This window comes from Alishewanella sp. d11, assembly GCF_049390205.1.
In the GTDB taxonomy this organism is placed as follows: domain Bacteria; phylum Pseudomonadota; class Gammaproteobacteria; order Enterobacterales; family Alteromonadaceae; genus Alishewanella.
In genome coordinates this window covers 1734976-1755048 of the sequence record NZ_CP186547.1, presented here as the reverse complement: position 1 = coordinate 1755048, position 20073 = coordinate 1734976, and the positions used below count along the sequence as shown (strand labels likewise).

The following is a 20073-nucleotide window of genomic DNA, read 5'->3' as shown; positions in this document are numbered from 1 at the left end:
CAAGCTGATCTGGCTATAAGGCAATAAAGACGCGGCCTCCAGCTAGTTGCTTAATTACTAAATTTGGTAATTTTATTACAGAATTCGAGAGGCAGATTTCGCTTTGATAAGCTCAGGCCATGGTAACTCAGCTTGACCTATCACCATAAAATCGGGATTCGCCAAGGTTTCTCGCTGATTATAACTTAATGCGGAAAATTGACTGTCCAGAATTTTACCACCGGCTTCTTCAACAATAACCTGCACGGCACCGGTATCCCACTCTCCCGTTGGCCCAAGCCTTAAATAACAGTCCGCTTTACCTTCAGCGACCAAACAACTTTTTAAGGAACAACTCCCCAGCGGAATATATTGCACTTGTTGTTCAGCATTCAGCAACGCCGTAATGGGTTGTAAAGGTTGGCGACGGCTCACCGCTATACGCATCTGCTCTCCCAGTTGCAGTTGATGTACCTGCATCCGTTTGATCAAATTTTTTTGTTGTTTAAAAGCACCATGGCCACGAGTAGCATAGTAAAGGATATCTTCTTTTGGCCAATAGATAACACCAAGGGCTGGCCAACCATGCTCCACTAACGCAATACTGACGGCAAAGTCACCACTGCGAGCAACAAACTCCTGGGTGCCATCCATAGGATCAATCAGCCAGTAACGTGGCCAATCATAACGCTGTTGCAGGGGAACTAACTGCGTCTCTTCCGAGATAATTGGGATATCGGGGGTCAGCGCAGATAATTTGGCAATGATATGCGCATTGGCAGCAAGATCAGCAGAGGTTACAGGGCTGAGATCCTGTTTGTGCTGTTCAGTAAAATCACCACTTTGATACATTTCCCACAAAATGGCGCCAGCTTCACGGGCTGTCGTTTTTGCAGGTTCCAGCAGTTTGCTTAAAAACATCCGGATTAGCTTCCAAATACTGTTGAGCAAGCAACAACGCCGCTACGCTTCGTGCTTCGGTAAAATCGGCCTGTTGCAGCAAAGCTGCAGTTTGCTGGCGTGACCAACTTACCAGCTCTAGAGGTTCAGGCTCATCTCCTGCCAGACGCTCCGCATACAAATCAAAGGCCAGCAATACGTGCATTGTAGCATTAAAATAGCCTGGTGCTAAAGCAAGCGATTTTAGTTGCACAAAGCGGGCAGCACCAAAACCAATTTCTTCTTTTAGCTCCCGATTAGCAGCCGTAATAATGTCTTCACCGGGATCAATTAAGCCTTTTGGAAAGCCTAGCTGATAATCATGCGTCCCAGCACAATATTCACGCACCAGATAAAAGCAGTCTGGATCAGGACAAGCAATAATCATTACCGCACCGCGGTTACTGCCGCGCATCCTTTCGTAGGTTCGTTCTTCACCATTACTAAAACGAAGCTGCAGTTGTTCAACCTTAAACAAACGGCTTTGCGCCACAATCTCTTGGGCAAGAATTTCCGGCTTATGTTTATCGTTGTCACGCTGCGTCATACTTTGCTCTCTGTTAAACTAAGCTTAGGCTTACTATAAAACGAATATCAGGAAAAACCTATGCTGCAATGGTCAGAAATAGATACCGTACTACTCGACATGGATGGCACTTTATTAGATTTACACTTTGATAATTACTTTTGGCAAGTGCACCTTCCTAAGCGCTGGGCAGAAATTGCCGGTATCAGCGAACATGCAGCCACTGCAGAATTAACGGCTGAATATCAGCAATTACAAGGCAAGCTAGAATGGTACTGCCTCGATTATTGGGGCAAACGTTTACAGTTACCCATTACCGAACTCAAACGTGAAATAATGCATAAAATCCAAATGCGCGCCGATGTCCCGGCTTTTTTAACGGCGTTAAAGCAAACCGGTCGACATATTGTTCTGGTCACAAATGCACACCCAGACAGTTTGTCCTTAAAGCTGGAGCGTACTGAGTTAGCTAGCTACATAGAGCAACTTATCTCTACCCACGAATTTGGCGTGACAAAAGAAAGCCAACTTCTCTGGCAACGCTTGCAGCAACGTCTGGGATTTGAACTGAATCGCACGCTTTTTGTAGATGATAGCCTACCCATATTAAAGTCTGCACAGCAGTTCGGCATTAAACATCTTTTGGCAGTAGCAAATCCGGACAGTCAAAAACCGCATAGTCAATTTGCAGAATTTCCTGCCATTACCGACTACAACCTATTACTGCCGGATATTTACCAGCAAACTGCGTTAAAAGTTTAACGAATAGCGTCCACTTGCATCAGGCTGCCCAACAAAACGCATAGCCTGATGCACCTCTGCGGGTAAAGACGCATCTGGTTTAAGACTCCCCTGCACTCGCAGGTTGCCGGTCTGAGTAACGGATGCTCGCACAGCCAGTGATAACACGTTCTCAGGATCTGTGGTCAAAACGGGCAATCCCGCCTCACAACTTAAGCTGGCATGCAGCTGTTTTAAGTCTAACCAATTGCCAGTAGGCGGTTGCAACCTCGCATCTAGCCAACTAACTTGCCCAAATAAATTTTGGCACTGTTGATTGGCAACCTGTAATTGCTGAATATCCAGCATTAGCTCACCCGCCGCATTCACCGGCAATGGCAGCGTTAAGTAAGGTAAAATACTGGCAACCGGCAATTTAACTAGCGTGTTCTCTACAGTTATACCGGTTATTCCCACTTTGACTGTGGCTTGTAAATAAGGCTCTGTCGGCTGTTGTAAGCTGCCGCTTTGTAGCTGAGCCTTGGCCGTTAAACTCAGCAGCGACCAGGGACTTAACTGCCAGCTTAGTGCAGGCAAACGTACTTGCTGATAAGCGAATTGCTGAATTTCGCCCTGCCATAAAGTGCCAGAAACAGGACCAAGCTGCACAGCAGCTGGCAGTGGCGCTAAACGTAGCCACCAACTGGCAGGTGTTAATATCAGCACAAAAAGTAAATAGGCAACTAGCCCAAGTAAAGTCAATTTCCAGTGCTTTAGCATATTATTCGATCACCATTCTTCTGACACGCACTATTCCTGGATTGTCAGTCGCGGCAACGTCTAAACTGACCAGCTGTACGCCATTTTGATAGTGTAATTGTTGTAACCATGGCATTAACTGTTCAAATGCTAAGTCGTCTAATACTAGCTGTAACTGATCGTTCTGAGGCTGCATACGACTCACGCTAATGTTAAAGCTACGAGCGCTAGTGCTGACAATTTGCGCCAGAGTTCCGCCAGTTCGCGCCGGCCCGCTTGCCGATTGTTGTAGCAGAGGTCGAACTTGCTGAAAGGCAACCAATTGTCGCTCAAGCTGTTGCAAGGTTATGCTATTACGTTCTGCTGCATAATGCAGCGGTTGCCAGATGCCCCAATAAAAAGCACCTAATAACAATAACGGAGTAGCTAACAATAATAATCTCTGCTCACGCGTTGCTAATCCGTACCACCACCGTAAAAGCTGTGACTTCATTGTTTACCCCGCATAACTACAGAACCCTGTACTCGATTACCATCATTACTTAGCGCGCCTTGCTCGACACTGTATCCCGCCTGCTCGAGTTGATTTTTCAATTGTTCAAAGCTGGGAAAACCTGCCGCACTGGCAGCAAACCGTAACTCCTGACGACTGGCATCATAACGTAATGAATCAAGGCGAATATCTGGCAAGGCCTCTAAACGCAATTGTAACGCGGCTAACAAGCTCATAAAGTGCTGTTGTTCGGCTACACCGTCCGTATTTCGTAATTTTTGCTGTACCTGACGGCTCAAGTTAGTAATACGCTCTGCTGGGAATACTTGTTGAAACTCAGTGCGGAGTTGTTGTTCGAGCTGAGTAACTTGTTGTTGTTGTTGCCACACGTGCAGCGCAAGTTGCCCCACATACACTAAAACACAAGCAGCAAGTAAGCTTGCACTTAAACGCCAGTGTACCCAGTGCTGGTTTTGCCGACGTTTCGGTGCATAAGTCCCTTGTAATAAGTTAAAATCAGTCTGATTCAAACCTCTCGCTAAAAGTACTAAGGGCAACTCTGGATTAGCAATTTGATGCTGTTGGGGAATATCAATCGGCCAAGGACAGTAACTGGTAATAACAGGCAGTGCGGCTAATTGTAAATAATCAGACCACCAGTCGCGTTCTATTGCGGTTGCTTGCCATGGTTCCTGACGTAACAGCCATTGATCATGAATGGCGATACAATTCGGTAGCGTATCGGCAGGTAACAATAACGCATCAGGCAATAATCTACTCACGCTAAAACCGGCAGTGTGTAACCAGCCTAACCACTGCTCCAGCCTTTGCCGCTGACATAAAGCCACCTGTTGCCAATATTGTCCAGACACCAGTTCCGCTTTGCCTAAAGCAATATAAAGCTTATCAATATCTTCTGCCTGCTCTTCTTCCAGCATATAAGGCAAGGCTTGTAATAGTTGTTTAGTTGGCTTAGCAGGCAATGCCACTTTTTTTAGTACCACATCAGCAGCAGGAACCAAAGCGACAACAGGTCTTTGCCCCAAACGCTCGGCCAGAGCATTCAGCTCGCTGGCTGAGCTAATTTCACCACTGGCAATAATCTCTTGCATTAATTCTGACCAAACTAACCAACAAATAGGCTGCTCCGCCTTGCTACCTAGTCTGATAATTAATTGTTCATTCATCCCTGGCCTCCAAAACGCCGAGCCAACACCTTGATTGCATCATTTTCTTCTCGTTTGAATATCACCGTTAACCTGAATCCTGATTCAAGGTAGGCCGTGGTTGCCTGTAGTTTAAAGTATTCAGATTTTACACTCAGTACTGCCTTAACTTCATCTGATATAGTCAAACCGGCTAGAACCGAATGCTGTAAAAAACTGTCAATATCCGTAAAACCCTCTTCAGGACGACTTAAGATCACTTCTTGCGCCTGTTCCTGGCTTAATTCTGGCAATAACGCAGCCAAAATTACCGCACTTTCCTCAGTTAAAGTATTCACATTAATTTTAAAATTAGTATTTTGTGGAATGACACAAATATATGGCAACAGCAATTGGTAATCCGCAGGCGTTAAGTCGAGAATTAAGCGTAACTCAGATTCCGCTACCATCAGGCTATTGGCGGTGTAATAAGGAAACTGTAATCCCGCGTAATCATCCTGCTCTGCGCCCCCAGCGGTATTCAATAAGCTATCAGTGTCAACCCAGTCACTGATCCTGGCCGTAAGGTACTCTGCTGGCATGCTTAATTCAGGAGCAACTTGTTCGAGTAAACGCTGAAAACTACGCTGCGCTAAGGTGGGTTGTATTCGGCCGCTTTGCGAACGCTCGGGCTGTTGCTGCAAAACATTCAAATTAAAGCAACTATGTAAATCCTTAATTTCTCCGGCAATTTGACCATTGTCTACAACAAAACTCGCGCCCTGCTGCGCCCAGTCTTGTCCAAGATGAACCGTATCCTGGTCTTGTAATGAACGTCGCAATAACACTTTGGCAAAAGCTTCGGCTGCCATTCCATACCAAAAAGCTTGTTCTTGTTGTTGTAAATTCTGCTGGCGCTGGAGTTGTAACTGTAAGCGACCACTCATCGCTACAGCAATTACGGCAACAAGTGCCACGATCATCAATACGGTTAATAAAGCGACTCCGCGCTGGCGAAAATCTAAGCGCTGCTTCATGACGCGTCACCTCGCCACATGCCATTTGGCAAAACAAAGATTCGCTCTAACTCACCTAAATCTTGCTGAACAATGCGGATCTTAACGGCTTGTGGCAAATATTCATGTTGCCAACGCTCCTCCCATTTATCGTTAGATAAATAAGTAATTTCAAAAGCCTCTACACCTTCCAACAACACCTGCTGTTGTGGGTCGGTATTATTAACCGCGTCGACGTAAAGCGTAAATAACCGCTGTAATTGCCCTTCCTGCAAACGATAAGCAACAGCTTGCACTTCGCTGCGCGGTAAAATCATGCCTGGATTACGCCAGCCTTGCTGCGTAAAACTCACACCATGATCCTCGCTTTCTAATAAGTATTGCTCACCCCAAAGGCGTTCTTGTTGCGGAGGATCGCCCTCTATACGAACATAGCGCGCGCTAATTTGCATAAAATCCCGTTCGAGCATTAACATGGCACGCTGTAATTGCTGCAACCGGTGCATAGCGACTTGGGAAGCTTCGTCACTCTTAGTCACACTACTTAATACCGCAACCGAGGCCAGTCCCACCATAGCGAACAACACCATAGCCAGTAGCATTTCTAAAAAGGTAAAACCTTTATTGTTCATCCGGTCGACCAACGTAGGTTTTAAGCTGATAAATAATCACGTCTGGCTGCTCGGCTAGGCTAACAGTGACATTGAGCTCGCGTAAATCAGCATCGGTTACCGTATTCGCCCTTAACCGCCAAATCCAGTTACGATTTGCCATGGTCACTTCACCTTGCTGCAACTCCCGAGGTGGCCACGACGGGTCGAGCAAAGCTAGTTGCAATTGGTTGTTGGCAACATAGCTTGCAAACGTCAGTTCTTCCAGTTGCCAAACCGTCCTTAAGTGGTTAGAACTGGCTTGCATAATAGCGACCCCCGCAGTGGCAAAAATGACCAAAGCTACCAATAACTCTAATAAGGTAAAGCCTGTTACAGGTAAGCGCGATCGATAACAAGACATTAGCGGTCTTCCGTACTAAAACGGCTTAAAGGTAAACTAAAATCGGTACCCACTTGCACACTCACTGGCGGTAACACCTTGCTGGCACTAAAACTAAGTCGAAATGGGCTTATTTCACCCGAAGATAAAATAAATACCTGAGGTAACGGTGGTTTTGCCGCTCCCTCCTCGGTTGACAGCGATGTTTGCTCTTCTTGCTGCCACTCAAGCTGACTCAGCAAGTTTTGCTCTGCCCCTGGTAAGCCCTCGATCTCAAGTTGTAACTGGAGTCCCTCCGGCAAGCGATGCTGCTTTGCCACCTCGGGTTGTTGCACCCATTGCCAGCTGCCATCCGCAAAGTAAACAAAAGCATAGCCATTCTCTGCAACCACTAAGCCCCATTCCTGTTGACGAAGCTGTGCAGTTTCTGCAATAAATTGAAACACTTGTTGAAAACGCACTGCTTCTTTATCAACTTGCTCTTCAGCAGTATCACCGTCAAAGTTTAAAACAACAACACTGGCCAGAATACCGATTAGCACAATAACCAGTAATATCTCCAGTAAGGTAAAGCCGCTGCGTTTAGGCATTAATTATTGCCTGAATTAGTGCCATCCAAGTTCCAGTTACCAATATCATCATCGGTACCAGCAAGCCGATCGGGGCCTGTACTAAAAACATCTATTTTCCCCATTTGCCCAGGGCTGACTAAAATATAGTCTTGACCCCAAGGATCTTTGGGTAAGCGGCGAATAAAGCCATCAGCAGGAAAAGAACGAGGCACAGGTTGCGACGTTGCGGCAGTAACTAATGCCTGCAAACCTTGCTCTGAAGTTGGGTAAAAGCTATTCCGTAAGCGATACATATCTAAGGCGTTTTCTAATTGCTGAATATCGACTACCACTTTCTGACGTGCAGCCTCTTCTTGGTTACCCATTAAATTAGGCACCACAAAACTGGCTAGTAGCCCTAAAATAACGATAACCACCATAACTTCCAGCAAAGTAAAACCGGCACTTTTTTTCATTTTAATATTTTCCTACCATATTATTAAGTTCAAGGATGGGCAGTAAGATTGCCATGACAATTAAACAAACGATGATTGCTAGGATAATGACCACCAAAGGCTTAAAAATCTCCAACGACACAGTCATCGTCATTTCAAATTCCCGGTCCAGCGTATCCGCTGCCCGCTCTAGCATCGTATCAAGCTGACCACTTTTTTCGCCACTTGCAATCATATGCAGCATCATAGGAGGGAATAACTTAGTTTGCTCTAATGCAGCACGTAATGAAGCACCCTCTCTTACTCTTGCAGCGGCTTCTGCAACGCTTTGTCGCATATAGGTATTCGATAACACATCCGCGCTAATACGCATGGCTTCTAGCAAAGGCACGCCACTGGCATTTAGAATGCTCAAGGTGCGCGCAAATCTGGCAGTGTTAATGCTATTAACAATACGACCGATCACCTTCACTTTTAAAATACGCCGATCATAAGCCAGTTTAGTCGCGGGTTTTGTCAGCATACGCTGCCAGCCTATGCTGGCCAGTAGCAGAAATAGCAATATCCAAATACCATATTGCTGCACAAACTCACTCGCGTTGATCATAAAACGGGTCAAAGCAGGTAATTGTTGCCCCATATGTTCAAATTGCTCGGTGATTTTTGGCACCACTGCGGCAAGCAGAATACCAATCACCAGTATAGACACCACGATCATCACTATTGGGTAGACCGAAGCCATAATGATTTGGTTGCGCATATGCTGCCGCTGTTCGGTATAATCAGCCAGCCGGTTTAACACTTGATCTAAATGACCTGATTTTTCGCCTGCAGCCACCATTGAGCGGAACAAGTGATCAAAAACATGAGGAAATTCAGCTAAACCTTCTGCCAAGCTATAACCTTCAACTACTTTTGAACGAACCGACATCACCATATTTTTCAGTCTTGGTTTGTCACACTGCTCGGCAACGGCTAATAAAGCACTTTCTATCGGTAAAGCAGCAGCCACCAGTGTCGCTAGCTGTCGCGTGATCAGCGCCAGCTCAGCAGCAGAAATTTTGCGCTGTAACCACGTTTTACCATTAGCGAGTAACTTTTCTTGTTGCGAAGCTAAGTCAACGCTAAGCGGGGTAAGCTTGCGTTCACGCAATACTTGTCTAGCCTGACGAGCGTTATCCGCCTCTAATACACCTTTTAGCTTTTTACCCTTAACATCCAGCGCCTGGTATTCAAAAGCAGCCATTACAGATCCTCTCGCGTTACCCGTAACACTTCTTCTAAGGTTGTGATACCGGCAAGCACTTTGGCAAAACCGTCGGCACGAATACTGGGCGTAAATTGTCTGGCATATTTTTCGATGCTTTGCTCACCTTTGCCGTTGTGAATCATTTCCCGCATCGCATCGTCAACCATAATCAACTCATGAATACCGGTACGGCCTTTATAACCACTAAAATTACAGTGTTCACAGCCAGTAGCACGGAAAATGACTGATTCATCTTTTTTGGTTAACCCCAGCAGGCTACGTTCTTCTTTGTCAGGCTGGTGCGCCTCTTTGCAATGCGGGCATAAGGTACGCACCAAACGTTGCGCTAATACCCCCAATAAACTCGAAGACAACAAAAAGGCTTCAATGCCCATATCTTCAAGCCGAGTAATCGCGCCTGCAGCGGTGTTGGTATGCAGGGTAGATAACACTAAATGCCCGGTTAAACTGGCTTGCACAGCAATTTGCGCCGTTTCTAAATCGCGAATTTCTCCGACCATTACCACATCGGGGTCTTGGCGCAGTATTGCTCTTAGGCCTCGGGCAAAGGTCATATTCACTTTGGTATTTACTTGTGTTTGGCCAATACCTTCCAACTCATATTCGATAGGGTCTTCCACCGTCAAGATGTTACGGTCTTTCGTATTTATTTCGCTTAAGCCAGCATATAAAGTGGTACTTTTACCCGAGCCAGTGGGGCCTGTTACCAGAATAATGCCATGCGGTTTTAAAATAAGTTGTGCGAATAATTTTTCTACCCCAGGGGTCATCCCAAGGTCGGCCAAATTAAGATGAGAGTTATTTTTATCTAATAAACGCAGTACCGCACGCTCACCATGACTAGATGGCATTGTAGAAACCCGCACATCAACGGCGCGACCGGCAATGCGCAAACTGATTCGCCCATCCTGTGGAACTCGTTTTTCGGCAATATCCAACTTGGCCATAACCTTAATCCGAGAGACCAGTAAACTGGATAAGCGCCGGTGCGGTCTTAGTACTTCCCGCAGAAGGCCATCGACCCGAAAGCGAATGATTAAGGCTTTTTCAAAGGTTTCAATATGAATATCTGAAGCACCAAGCTTGATCGCTTCACCCAACATAGCGTTAATCAGTTTAATAATGGGCGCATCATCTTCGTTTTCCAGTAGATCTTCCGTTTCCTGAATATCTTCCGCTAACGAGGCTAAATCTACCTCATTACCAATATCTTCCATCAGCTGCTGAGCTTCGGAGGAGTCACGTTGGTAAGAGGCTTCTAGCAGCACCTCAAATTCGAGAGCATCAATTTTTTGCACCACAAAAGGCTCTGCCAGTAAACGTCGGACCTCTAATAATGCCTGTGGCAACGTCGCTGGCTGCACATAAAGTACCCAGCCATTAGCCTGCTGCTGTAATAAAACGCCATAACGCTTTGCAAAGCCAAACGGCAGTCGTATTTTACTGCTAACCGGCGCGATCTCCGTTTCGGTTAAGGCCATAGTCATTGCTGGTTTTTCCCATCATCCTGTTGCAAGTTCCCTTTATCCTGCTGCAAGTTTTGCTCATCCATAAATTGCTGAAAACTTGGTGGCAACTTCAAGCTGTCGTCCCACTCTGGCAGCACCGCTTGTGAGGTGCTTGGCATTAAGCGAATGCCCTCTGCGTCGCGCTTTAATTGCTCGGCACGGATAAAGTTGTATTTTTGTTTGCTAATACCACTAATAGCGCTGCCATCACGGACAATTGTCGCCCGAATAAAGACCATCAGATTGCGTTTGCGTTTACTGACACTGGTTGATTTAAACAAATGCCCCAGCACGGGAATGTCACCTAAGATTGGCACTTTAGATTCACTTTCCTGCACATCTTCGTCAATTAAACCGCCAAGTACAATAGTGGCGCCATCATCCGCCATGACGGTGGTTTTGATCTCACGCTTGTTAATGGTGATATCTACCGCAGTGGTGCCACCGATACTGGATACTTCCTGCTCAATGACCAGTTGGACAGCATTGCCTTCGTTAATCTGTGGTGTCACTTTAAGCTTAATACCAACTTCTTGACGTTGAACTTGCTGGAACGGGTTGGTGTTATCTGAACCCACCGTTGAGCCTGTTATCACCGGCACTTCCTGACCAACTAAGAAAACGGCTTCCTGATTGTCCATGGTCGTAATATGAGGTGTGGCTAGAACGTTAGAATTGGTGCTAGTGCGCACCGCTTGCAGGATGGCAGCCCAATTACCGTTATAGAAACCTAACAGCGCGCCATTTAAACCTTGTAACGCAGTGGCCAGACCTGAATAATCTCGGTTGGAATCCGGTGTTCTGGTAGTCGTAGAGCCACCACCTGGGTTAGCGACAATTTGCTCACTACCTCTAGTGATTTGTGATGCTTGGGCAGCACCTGCCGCAATATTGATAATTGGAATAGTGTTACCGCCGGTAAAGTTGGTACCGCCGCCATTTTCATTAAGCCACTGCACACCAAAATCAGTACCGTTACCATCAAATACTTCAACAATGATGGCTTCAACCAATACTTGGGCGCGACGGATGTCTAGCTGACGCACCACATCCTCCAACGAGCGCATCATATCCGGCTGCGCAGTAATCACGATGGAGTTACTGTCAGCATGCGCTTCAATACTAATTTCACGACCTGAACCACGCCTTGCTGTTTGTGGGTTAGCGCCCTGTGCACCTTGTACTTCAGCCACAATGGATTCACTGACCCCTTTTAGTACCGGTACCAATTCATCGGCTTTGGCATATTTAAGGTAAATAACACGTGTATTACCACTGGTTTGCAGTTCAGCATCTAAGCGTCGGGCTAATTCAATCACGCGCTGCCGTGCTTGTGCTTCACCGCTGACAATAACGCTGTTAGTTCGCTCATCTGCGACAATTCTGGGGACGAGGAAGTCGGGTTGCTCAGCACGGCCTTGAGAACGGTAGATACTCTCTAAAATTCGGACGATTTCGCCAGCCGAGGCAAAATTAAGCTTTAAAATCTCCAGCTCTTGGTCACCGGCTTTATCCACTCGCTGAATAATATCCACTAAGCGGGCAACTAACGCAGCAGAGCCGGTCATCATAATGACATTAGACGGATCATAATTCACCACATGACCGCCACCTGCCTGATTGACAAATTGTCGTAATAAGGGCGCTAAATCACGTACCGAAACATTGCGCACAGGCACAACACGGGTAACCATTTCATCACCCACACCAGGGTTTTCATCACCCACTACCGGTATATTAGAGGTCTTAGCATCTTTATTTCGGACCACTTTCAAGACGCCGCTGTCCATCTCAACGACAGCAAAGCCATACACTTCCAGCACATTCAAGAAAAACTGATAGTATTGTGCTTCAGTTAGCATATCGTAGCTGCGGACATTAATGCGACCACGAACTTGTGGATCAACAATAATCGTTTTCTTAAGATTCATCCCCACAATATTAATAAACTCATTAATATCGGTACCTTTGAAATTGGGGGAATATTTGACTTCACTGTCTGCGACTACCGTAAAGCTGAGCATGGCAGCAAGCAGCATACTTGCAACAGTTCGGCTTTTAGCGCGCGAAAAAAAACCTGATTTCATGAGAGATTAACCAATTATTATCGTTATATTATTGTGACAGGCTAAACAGAATATCTCTGATTTCGCCATCCCGTTCAATTTTTATTGCTGCCTCGCTTGCATCACGCAAATCATTAATAATTCGCGCAGCTTGCTGAATATCGTTCAAGGGCACACCATTAATTTCAATGGCTAAATCACCTGGTTGTAAACCTAGCTGCTGGAATAAGGCCGCATCTTTCCCTGGCATAAGCTTGTAACCCACTAATTGACCATCACGCTGCTCTGGTGTTACGCGTACATAGTCAAAAAACTTCATTGGTTCAGCTAAAATTTCGTCACGCTGCGCTTGAAAATCGGGGTTGTCAAAACCCGTGGCGATAGGAGCAGCAATCAATATCGGCTCCTGCACAAATTCGGGTTCAACACTGTCTTCACGACCTAAGCCAGCATTCGCCTGTGCAATACGAGTAAACTCCACACCATCTAACATTAAGGTTTCAAAGCGACCATTTTGTTCTAACAATACCCGATCTTCTAGCACTTGATGCAGCCTAGCTCGGGTTCCCTCCAATGTATCTCCCACAGCGTAAGTCGCTTCATTGCCACGATGTTCAATAACTGCGCTGCCAGCTTCAGGTCTTGCTGGGACTGAAACTAAACCGGTAAGTTTGACATTCAATTGTGTTTTCGGCGCTTCAGTGACCACAACAGGTGCAGCAGCAGCTTTAGGTTCTGCTTTGCCAAAAAAAGGATAGCGGGCTAAGGCGCTAAAATCTTGAGCGCTGTGACTCAGTAGCGTTGGCGGCAAAGACGGTAGCGATAATTCATATTCTGGTTTTGGGATAAGCAACCAGCTAAGTTTAGCTAAAAACCACGCTAATATAAGCACGGAAGTAACATTCACTAAACCACGTACAAAAGCCACTGGAATACGCTGCAGCTGAAGACGTAATTGATTAAGCGGAATTGGCAAGGTCTGGTTCATAATATTGTTCTTAATTTTCTTATGACAGCATCTTACTGAGTTGCTCAGCTGTCAACAAGCTTTGATATGCTTATTTACAAACTTATAACCTTAAAAATAAGCATAGCGATAAGCTATTAGGTACTTTTGCTTTATAATAAACCTAGTAATTAGCGCAACTACAACATGATTTACTCACTAATACCAATATAAGTTGCTACCAGCACAGTAGCCTACAGGTAAAATATGACATTTCAGCAAAAAAGTAATAATCCTGCAGCAACGGGTATTCGCTTAGATAAATGGCTTTGGGGCTGTCGTTTTTATAAAACCCGCTCTCTAGCAAAAGAGATGATCGAAGGTGGGAAAGTGCATTATAATGGCCAGCGCTGTAAAGCGAGCAGAGTTGTTGAGCTAGGTGCTACCATTAAACTCGCGCAAGGCTCAGATGAAAAAATTGTCATTGTGGTTGGGTTAACTGAAAAACGACTTTCAGCGCCACTGGCCCAACAGCTTTACCAAGAAACTGCGCAAAGTATTGAGCAACGTGCAGTACGGGCAGAGCTTCGTAAAACTAACTCCTTATTTGCGCCGCATCCGGATACCAAGCCTGATAAGAAAGAGCGGCGGCAATTGTTATTATTAAAATCCCAGCAGTGAGAACTTAACTATGACGTCGGATGCACTAGTACGTTTTTTATTTCAGCATAAGCATGTCAGAGGCGAACTCAGTTATATCGATAGTAGTTTGCAGCAAATGTTGAAGAACCATGAATACCCTTTACCGGTGAAGCAGCTTCTAGCTGAGCTAGTAGTAGCAACCAGTTTATTAACCGCCACCTTAAAATTTGAAGGCGAAATTGCCATGCAATTACAAGGTGATGGCCCAGTAAAGTTTGCCGCAGTCAATGGTAATCACTTACAGCAATTTCGCGGCGTGGCCAGATTACAATCAGAATTACAGGGTGAGAGCTTTAATGAGCTTGTTGGTAATGGTTACTTAGTGGTGACTATTACACCTAAACAAGGCGAGCGCTATCAAGGCATTATTCCGTTAACTGGTGAGAGTTTAACCAGTACCCTAGAAGCGTATTTTGCACAATCAGAGCAATTACCTACTCGTTTGTATATTTTTACGGATATCACTTCAGATAACCGAGCAGCAGGCTTGTTACTTCAAGTATTGCCGGTAGAACAGGAAAAAGCGCGAGAGGATTTTAATGAGCTAGTGATGCTCAGCGATACATTAACTGCGCAAGAGCTATTGCAGCTACCTGCAGAAGAGGTCTTGTATCGACTGTTTCATCAAGAACAGGTTGAAGTATTCCCAAGCCAGCAGATTAGTTTTGTTTGTGGCTGTTCTAAACACAAGTGTGAAAGTGCTTTGATTAGTTTGGGTCGCACGGTTGTCGCAGAACAAATAGCACTTGGCAGTTTAGATATGTCTTGTGAATATTGTAATACGGCTTATCATTTTAGCGCTGAAGATCTGCAACAGCTACACGATAAACTGTAAATTGCTGGTGCGTTCGCAGGCGGTTTGTTGGCCGCCTGCTTTTCACTAACTGGCAAGCTTTAGTGGTAACAGTACCGTTACCACTAAACCACCATAAGCATGATTATGTAGCCTAACCTCTCCTTGGTGCATATCAATGATTTTCTTGATAATCGCCAACCCTAAACCTGAGCCCCCACTGCCTCGCGCTTCATCGCCTTGAACAAAAGGGCTGAACATGGCTTGCATTTTATGCTCTGGAATACCGGGACCATGATCACGGATCTCAAAATACACTAATTTTTGACTGCGCTCATAACCACTGCTGATTTCAATATCGCCATCGCTATAGCGTAAGGCATTTTCTAATAAATTATTTAACACACGCTTCATCGCAATTCGGCGTAACCAAATTTTTGGTAAATTGGCTTCTAATCTTGTAATAAGCTGACGTTGCTGCACTTGTTCCGCTTGTACCGTCTCTTCAATCAGGTCATTTACATTAATGTGTTGCAACTCTTCCTGTTTATGATGGCGCAGATAATCAATAAACTGATCGATAATGGCATTCATATCTTCGATATCATTGACAATACCCTCTCGGATCCAACTATCCGGCTCAGCCATCATTTCTGATGCTAGCCTGATCCGCGTAAGTGGCGTGCGTAAATCGTGCGAAACCCCCGCCATCAATAATGCGCGATCTTGCTCTAACTGCTTAATACCACTGGCCATGTAATTAAAGGCTTTAGTTACAGCAATAATTTCGGTAGCACCTACTTCCTCTGATAGCGGTGCGGGGAATTCGCCTTGCCCCACCTGAATGGCAGCCTGCTGCAAGCTGTGTAATGGTTTATTAAGATGCCTTGCCAGTAACCAGCCCCCCATCACACTTAAAAAACCAATCATCAGTAAATAAAACGCTAAGATAGGGAAACTAGCTTCCTCTAACCCCGCCAGCGGAACACGGATCCAATAATCGGGTGCTGCGGATGAACGCACCCAAAAAATAAAATTATCGGTTTGTGAAATTCTTACTTCGGCTTCGGTTTTCAGCTCCTGTGACATTTGTTGTGAAAAGTAACTGTAGTAACTGGCATTAGCCAAGCCATGCAGCATTGCTTGTTCTTCAGAAAACAATTGACTATCAGTTATTTGCTGCACGTGTTTGCTGACGAGTGCCTGCTCTTCAGCGGTGAGAGAGGGATCAGGTAGCAAAAGATTCACCTGCCTAGAAATCAGATGGCTAATTTGCTGTGTACTAGGCTTAATTACATAAAATGCCACGGAGAAATAAGATACCAACTGATTAATTAACAGTAAAAACCCTATTAGAAATACCGTTTGGCCAAAGCCGCTACGTGGAAAAATACGCATTAATTCAAGCGACCATCTGGCACAAAGACATAACCCAAGCCCCACACCGTTTGAATGTAACGAGGGTTAGTGGCATCATCTTCTAACATGCGGCGTAATCGAGAGACTTGCACATCGATACTGCGCTCCATCGCCGAATAGTCTCGACCCCGCGCCTGATTCATCAGCTTATCTCGCGATAGGGGTTCTCGCGGATGACTTACCAACACTTTTAGCACCGCATATTCGCCACTGGTTAAAGGTAGTGCCTGCTCTCCTTTAAACATTTCTCGGGTGGCCAGATTAAAGCGAAAAGGACCAAATTCGATGATGCTCTCTTCCTGACTTGGCGCACCAGGTGCTTCTTTGGTTTTACGACGTAGGACAGCCCGAATCCGCGCTAATAACTCACGAGGATTAAAAGGTTTAGGCAAATAATCATCGGCGCCCATTTCAAGACCAATAATACGATCAACTTCATCGCCCTTTGCTGTCAGCATAATAATCGGGATATCTTGCTCTTGCTGTCGCAGCTTACGGCAAATGGCTAATCCATCTTCACCGGGTAGCATTAAATCTAACACCAATAGGTGAAAATGCTCACGTTCCATTAAACGTTGCATTTGCTCTGAATTGGCAACACTGCGCACTTGATAGCCTTGCTCCACCAGATAGCGCTCTAATAATGACCGCAAACGTAAATCATCGTCTACGACCAGAATTTTGGTTGTTTCTGTTACCACTTTTCTGATCCTTTTTCTGGTTTTTAGTCACTATAAACGAAAATTTCAGCTTTGCATTAGCCATAAGCAGCAAACAATGTTACAAAGTTTTTCAAGGAATTAATGACGCTGCTGTCTATGTTGTTTTAACACATAATCTACTCACTACCAGATAACGGTAGCTGAAAGCACTTTACGCCAAGCGCTGCTTTAGTCGATAATCGGCTACCGTTATCTATGCAGGGATACTACCTAGCGACTCAGAGCTTACAGCAAAGTAGTTTAATTAATGTGAAAAGAACCAGTAGCAAAACCACCCTGATCACCCGCAAAGGTTATGAACAGCTTAAACAAGAGCATGACGAGCTATGGTTTAAGAAGCGCCCTGAAATTACCAAAATTGTCAGTTGGGCAGCCAGCTTGGGTGATCGCTCAGAAAATGCCGACTACACCTACAACAAACGCCTGCTCAGGCAAATTGACAGTCGTTTACGCTTTTTACGCAAACGCTTAGAAACCCTGACGATTGTCGATTATTCGCCGCAACAGGCGGGCAAAGTGTTTTTTGGTGCTTGGGTGAAAATAGAAGATGATGATGGCAATAGCTTAAATTTTCGTATTGTGGGTCCAGATGAGATTTATGGCCGCAATGATTATATCTCTATTGATTCGCCAATGGCCCGCGCGCTGTTGAAAAAGCAAGTTGATGATGTAGCCACAGTGCAAACGCCAACAGGAACTAAAGATTGGTATATTCTGGATATTCGTTATCCCGATGCCGATAGCTAGCAGGAAAAATTATGTCGATGATTGTTAAGCAAATTGCTGCAGAAATTGCTGCCCGCCCCGAACAGGTAGCGGCCGCCATTGCCTTATTAGATGAAGGTGCTACCGTCCCTTTTATTGCGCGCTATCGTAAAGAAGTAACAGGTGCTTTAGATGACACCCAACTGCGGACCTTAGATCAGCGCTTAAGCTATCTGCGCGAGTTAGAGGATAGACGCCAGGTCATCTTAAAAACCATCGCTGAACAAGGCAAACTGACACCCGAGTTAGAGCAGGCGATTCTAAACGCAGACAATAAAACAGGGCTGGAAGATTTATATCTTCCTTATAAAACTAAGCGACGCACTAAAGGGCAATTAGCCATTGAAGCGGGCATACAGCCTTTAGCCCATGCTTTATTAGCTAATCCATTACTGCACCCCGAGCAAGCTGCGCTGGAGTATGTGAATAATGACGCAGGCTATACCGATGCAAAAACGGTGTTAGAGGGTGCTAAGTATATTTTAATGGAGCAGTTTGCCGAGGATGCCACCTTACTGGCGCGCTTACGGCAATACTTAAGCCAAAATGCGCAACTGCAAAGTACCGTAGCCGCAGGGAAAGAGGCGGAAGGTGCCAAATTTAGCGACTATTTTGCACACAGCGAACTTCTGAAAAATGTGCCCTCACATCGTGCCCTAGCGATGTTCCGCGGCCGCAACGAAGGTATTTTACAGCTGCAATTAGTGCCAGATGCCAGCGCTGAACAACCGCATGCCATTTGCGAGCAAATGGTGGCAGCGCATTTTGCTATTCGACAACAAGACCGGCCAGCGGATGCATTTTTGCGCACAGTGGTGCAATGGACTTGGAAAGTAAAATTACAACTTAGCTTAGAAAACGATTTACTGAATGAATTACGCGAACGCGCGGATTTAGAAGCGATTAATGTGTTTGCGCGTAATTTAAAAGATTTATTGATGTCCGCTCCGGCAGGTATGCGCCCCACGCTGGCCCTGGACCCGGGCCTACGTACCGGGGTAAAAGTCACGGCGCTGGACGAAACCGGTAAGCTACTTAACTACACCACGATTTATCCACACCAGCCGCAAAATCAGTGGGATAGAGCACTACACATTTTAATTGCACTGTGCAAAGAGTATCAAATTGAGTTAATTGCAGTCGGTAATGGTACCGCATCGCGCGAAACCGACAAGCTGGCAGGCGAAGTGCTAAAAGCCTTACCGCAGCAGCGGCTAAGTAAAATTATGGTATCAGAAGCTGGAGCGTCGGTGTACTCGGCATCAGAGTTAGCCGCACTAGAATTTCCGGAGTTGGATGTTTCGCTGCGCGGTGCGGTATCTATTGGCCGTCGCTTACAAGATCCGTTAGCTGAGCTGGTAAAAATAGAGCCGAAAGCGATTGGGGTTGGCCAATACCAGCACGATGTTAACCAAAGCTTGTTAACTAAGTCACTGGATGCAGTGGTAGAAGACTGTGTTAACGCGGTTGGGGTTGATCTGAATACCGCCTCTGCTGCCTTATTGGCTCGAGTAGCAGGCTTGAACAAAACACTGGCACAAAATATTGTGCAGTACCGCGATGAACACGGTCGTTTTACTGAACGTAAACAATTACTCAAAGTACCGCGCTTAGGGCCTAAAGCCTACGAGCAAGCCGCAGGCTTCTTAAGAATTAATGATGGCAAAAATCCGCTGGACGCCTCAGGAGTCCACCCAGAAGCCTACCCACTGGTAGAAAAAATTCTGGCTGCGCATCAAAAAAGCGTGGAGCAGATTATTGGCAATAGCAGCTTTCTGCATAAAGTCGATCCCGCTCAATTTGTCGATGAGCACTTTGGTTTATTAACCATTAGCGATATCTTAAAAGAGCTAGATAAACCTGGGCGGGATCCGCGACCTGAGTTTAAAATGGCGACCTTTAAAGATGGCGTAGAAACCCTCTCAGACTTGGTGCCTGGCATGCTACTGGAAGGCGTGGTAACCAATGTAACCAACTTTGGCGCCTTTGTGGATATTGGCGTACATCAGGATGGCTTGGTCCATATTTCATCGCTAGCAGATAAGTTTATCAGCGATCCGCACCAAGTGGTCAAAGCCGGTGATATTGTTAAGGTGAAGGTATTGGAAGTGGACCAAGCGCGTAAACGGATTGCGCTGACCATGCGTTTAGACGAGCAAGCCAGCCCACGCAGTGAAAATAGCGGCAATAAAGCGCCAGCGAAAGCGGTTAAAACCGCCCAAAAACCCGCGGTTGACGCCAGCAATGCGGCCATGGGCAATGCCTTTGCCGCAGCCTTGTCCAAGCTTAAAAAATAACCATTAGGC

Annotated in this window: 21 protein-coding genes; 5 read left to right on the top strand and 16 right to left on the bottom strand. The window is 45.7% G+C overall.

Going from position 1 to position 20073, the window contains the following annotated elements; all coding sequences use genetic code 11:
• Positions 1-75: 75 nt before the first annotated feature.
• Positions 76-900, bottom strand: a complete 825-nt coding sequence (gene cysQ / locus ACO1PK_RS07855; RefSeq protein WP_423188113.1) for a 3'(2'),5'-bisphosphate nucleotidase CysQ — start codon at positions 898-900, stop codon at positions 76-78.
• A complete protein-coding gene (gene nudE / locus ACO1PK_RS07850; protein ID WP_423188112.1) occupies positions 854-1465 on the bottom strand; it encodes an ADP compounds hydrolase NudE in 612 nt (203 codons plus the stop codon). Before nudE ends, cysQ begins: the two co-directional genes overlap by 47 nt.
• A gap of 60 nt (positions 1466-1525) precedes the next feature.
• Here nudE and yrfG point away from each other — a divergent pair, with 60 nt between their 5' ends.
• Positions 1526-2206: a GMP/IMP nucleotidase gene (yrfG, locus tag ACO1PK_RS07845; RefSeq protein ID WP_423188111.1), complete on the top strand. Its 681-nt coding sequence runs from the start codon at positions 1526-1528 to the stop codon at positions 2204-2206.
• On the opposite strand, the gene ACO1PK_RS07840 is transcribed toward yrfG, so the two are convergent.
• From ACO1PK_RS07840 to gspC, 12 genes are read right to left on the bottom strand one after another with little or no spacing between them, the layout of a single operon-like run.
• Positions 2195-2944, bottom strand: coding sequence for a type II secretion system protein N (locus ACO1PK_RS07840; protein ID WP_423188110.1), 750 nt, complete (start codon positions 2942-2944; stop codon positions 2195-2197). The genes yrfG and ACO1PK_RS07840 overlap by 12 nt on opposite strands.
• A gap of 1 nt (position 2945) precedes the next feature.
• Complete coding sequence (gspM, locus tag ACO1PK_RS07835) at positions 2946-3416, bottom strand: type II secretion system protein GspM (RefSeq protein ID WP_423188109.1); 471 nt, start codon at positions 3414-3416, stop codon at positions 2946-2948.
• Positions 3413-4603 (bottom strand): type II secretion system protein GspL, encoded by a 1191-nt coding sequence (gene gspL, locus ACO1PK_RS07830; RefSeq protein WP_423188108.1) that lies wholly within the window; start codon positions 4601-4603, stop codon positions 3413-3415. The genes gspM and gspL overlap by 4 nt, the downstream gene beginning before the upstream one ends.
• The gene (gene gspK / locus ACO1PK_RS07825; RefSeq protein ID WP_423188107.1) at positions 4600-5598 is read right to left on the bottom strand and encodes a type II secretion system minor pseudopilin GspK; all 999 of its coding nucleotides are present in this window, start codon (positions 5596-5598) and stop codon (positions 4600-4602) included. The genes gspL and gspK overlap by 4 nt, the downstream gene beginning before the upstream one ends.
• Entirely contained in the window at positions 5595-6209 is a 615-nt protein-coding gene (gene gspJ, locus ACO1PK_RS07820; RefSeq protein WP_423188106.1) for a type II secretion system minor pseudopilin GspJ, read from the bottom strand. The genes gspK and gspJ overlap by 4 nt, the downstream gene beginning before the upstream one ends.
• Entirely contained in the window at positions 6199-6591 is a 393-nt protein-coding gene (gene gspI / locus ACO1PK_RS07815; protein ID WP_423188105.1) for a type II secretion system minor pseudopilin GspI, read from the bottom strand. Before gspI ends, gspJ begins: the two co-directional genes overlap by 11 nt.
• Complete coding sequence (gene gspH / locus ACO1PK_RS07810) at positions 6591-7160, bottom strand: type II secretion system minor pseudopilin GspH (protein ID WP_423188104.1); 570 nt, start codon at positions 7158-7160, stop codon at positions 6591-6593. Before gspH ends, gspI begins: the two co-directional genes overlap by 1 nt.
• A complete protein-coding gene (gene gspG / locus ACO1PK_RS07805) occupies positions 7160-7597 on the bottom strand; it encodes a type II secretion system major pseudopilin GspG (RefSeq protein ID WP_423188103.1) in 438 nt (145 codons plus the stop codon). The genes gspH and gspG overlap by 1 nt, the downstream gene beginning before the upstream one ends.
• A gap of 1 nt (position 7598) precedes the next feature.
• Positions 7599-8822 carry a type II secretion system inner membrane protein GspF gene (gspF, locus tag ACO1PK_RS07800; protein ID WP_423188102.1) on the bottom strand — a complete coding sequence of 408 codons (1224 nt, stop codon included), beginning with the start codon at positions 8820-8822 and terminating at the stop codon, positions 7599-7601.
• Entirely contained in the window at positions 8822-10327 is a 1506-nt protein-coding gene (gene gspE, locus ACO1PK_RS07795) for a type II secretion system ATPase GspE (RefSeq protein WP_423188101.1), read from the bottom strand. The genes gspF and gspE overlap by 1 nt, the downstream gene beginning before the upstream one ends.
• A gap of 2 nt (positions 10328-10329) precedes the next feature.
• The gene (gene gspD / locus ACO1PK_RS07790) at positions 10330-12441 is read right to left on the bottom strand and encodes a type II secretion system secretin GspD (RefSeq protein WP_423188100.1); all 2112 of its coding nucleotides are present in this window, start codon (positions 12439-12441) and stop codon (positions 10330-10332) included.
• A gap of 28 nt (positions 12442-12469) precedes the next feature.
• Complete coding sequence (gspC, locus tag ACO1PK_RS07785) at positions 12470-13408, bottom strand: type II secretion system protein GspC (protein WP_423188099.1); 939 nt, start codon at positions 13406-13408, stop codon at positions 12470-12472.
• 225 nt (positions 13409-13633) lie between these two features.
• Between gspC and hslR the strand changes: the two genes are divergently transcribed.
• Both hslR and hslO read left to right on the top strand, forming a co-directional pair.
• Entirely contained in the window at positions 13634-14047 is a 414-nt protein-coding gene (gene hslR / locus ACO1PK_RS07780) for a ribosome-associated heat shock protein Hsp15 (RefSeq protein ID WP_423188098.1), read from the top strand.
• 10 nt (positions 14048-14057) lie between these two features.
• Positions 14058-14903 carry an Hsp33 family molecular chaperone HslO gene (hslO, locus tag ACO1PK_RS07775; protein WP_423188097.1) on the top strand — a complete coding sequence of 282 codons (846 nt, stop codon included), beginning with the start codon at positions 14058-14060 and terminating at the stop codon, positions 14901-14903.
• A 45-nt stretch (positions 14904-14948) separates the two neighbouring features.
• On the opposite strand, the gene envZ is transcribed toward hslO, so the two are convergent.
• Positions 14949-16259: a two-component system sensor histidine kinase EnvZ gene (gene envZ / locus ACO1PK_RS07770; RefSeq protein WP_423188096.1), complete on the bottom strand. Its 1311-nt coding sequence runs from the start codon at positions 16257-16259 to the stop codon at positions 14949-14951.
• Positions 16259-16981, bottom strand: a complete 723-nt coding sequence (gene ompR, locus ACO1PK_RS07765; protein ID WP_423188095.1) for a two-component system response regulator OmpR — start codon at positions 16979-16981, stop codon at positions 16259-16261. Before ompR ends, envZ begins: the two co-directional genes overlap by 1 nt.
• A gap of 270 nt (positions 16982-17251) precedes the next feature.
• Between ompR and greB the strand changes: the two genes are divergently transcribed.
• Positions 17252-17749 carry a transcription elongation factor GreB gene (greB, locus tag ACO1PK_RS07760; RefSeq protein ID WP_423188182.1) on the top strand — a complete coding sequence of 166 codons (498 nt, stop codon included), beginning with the start codon at positions 17252-17254 and terminating at the stop codon, positions 17747-17749.
• A gap of 11 nt (positions 17750-17760) precedes the next feature.
• Entirely contained in the window at positions 17761-20064 is a 2304-nt protein-coding gene (locus tag ACO1PK_RS07755; protein ID WP_423188094.1) for a Tex family protein, read from the top strand.
• The last annotated feature ends 9 nt before the right edge of the window (positions 20065-20073 follow it).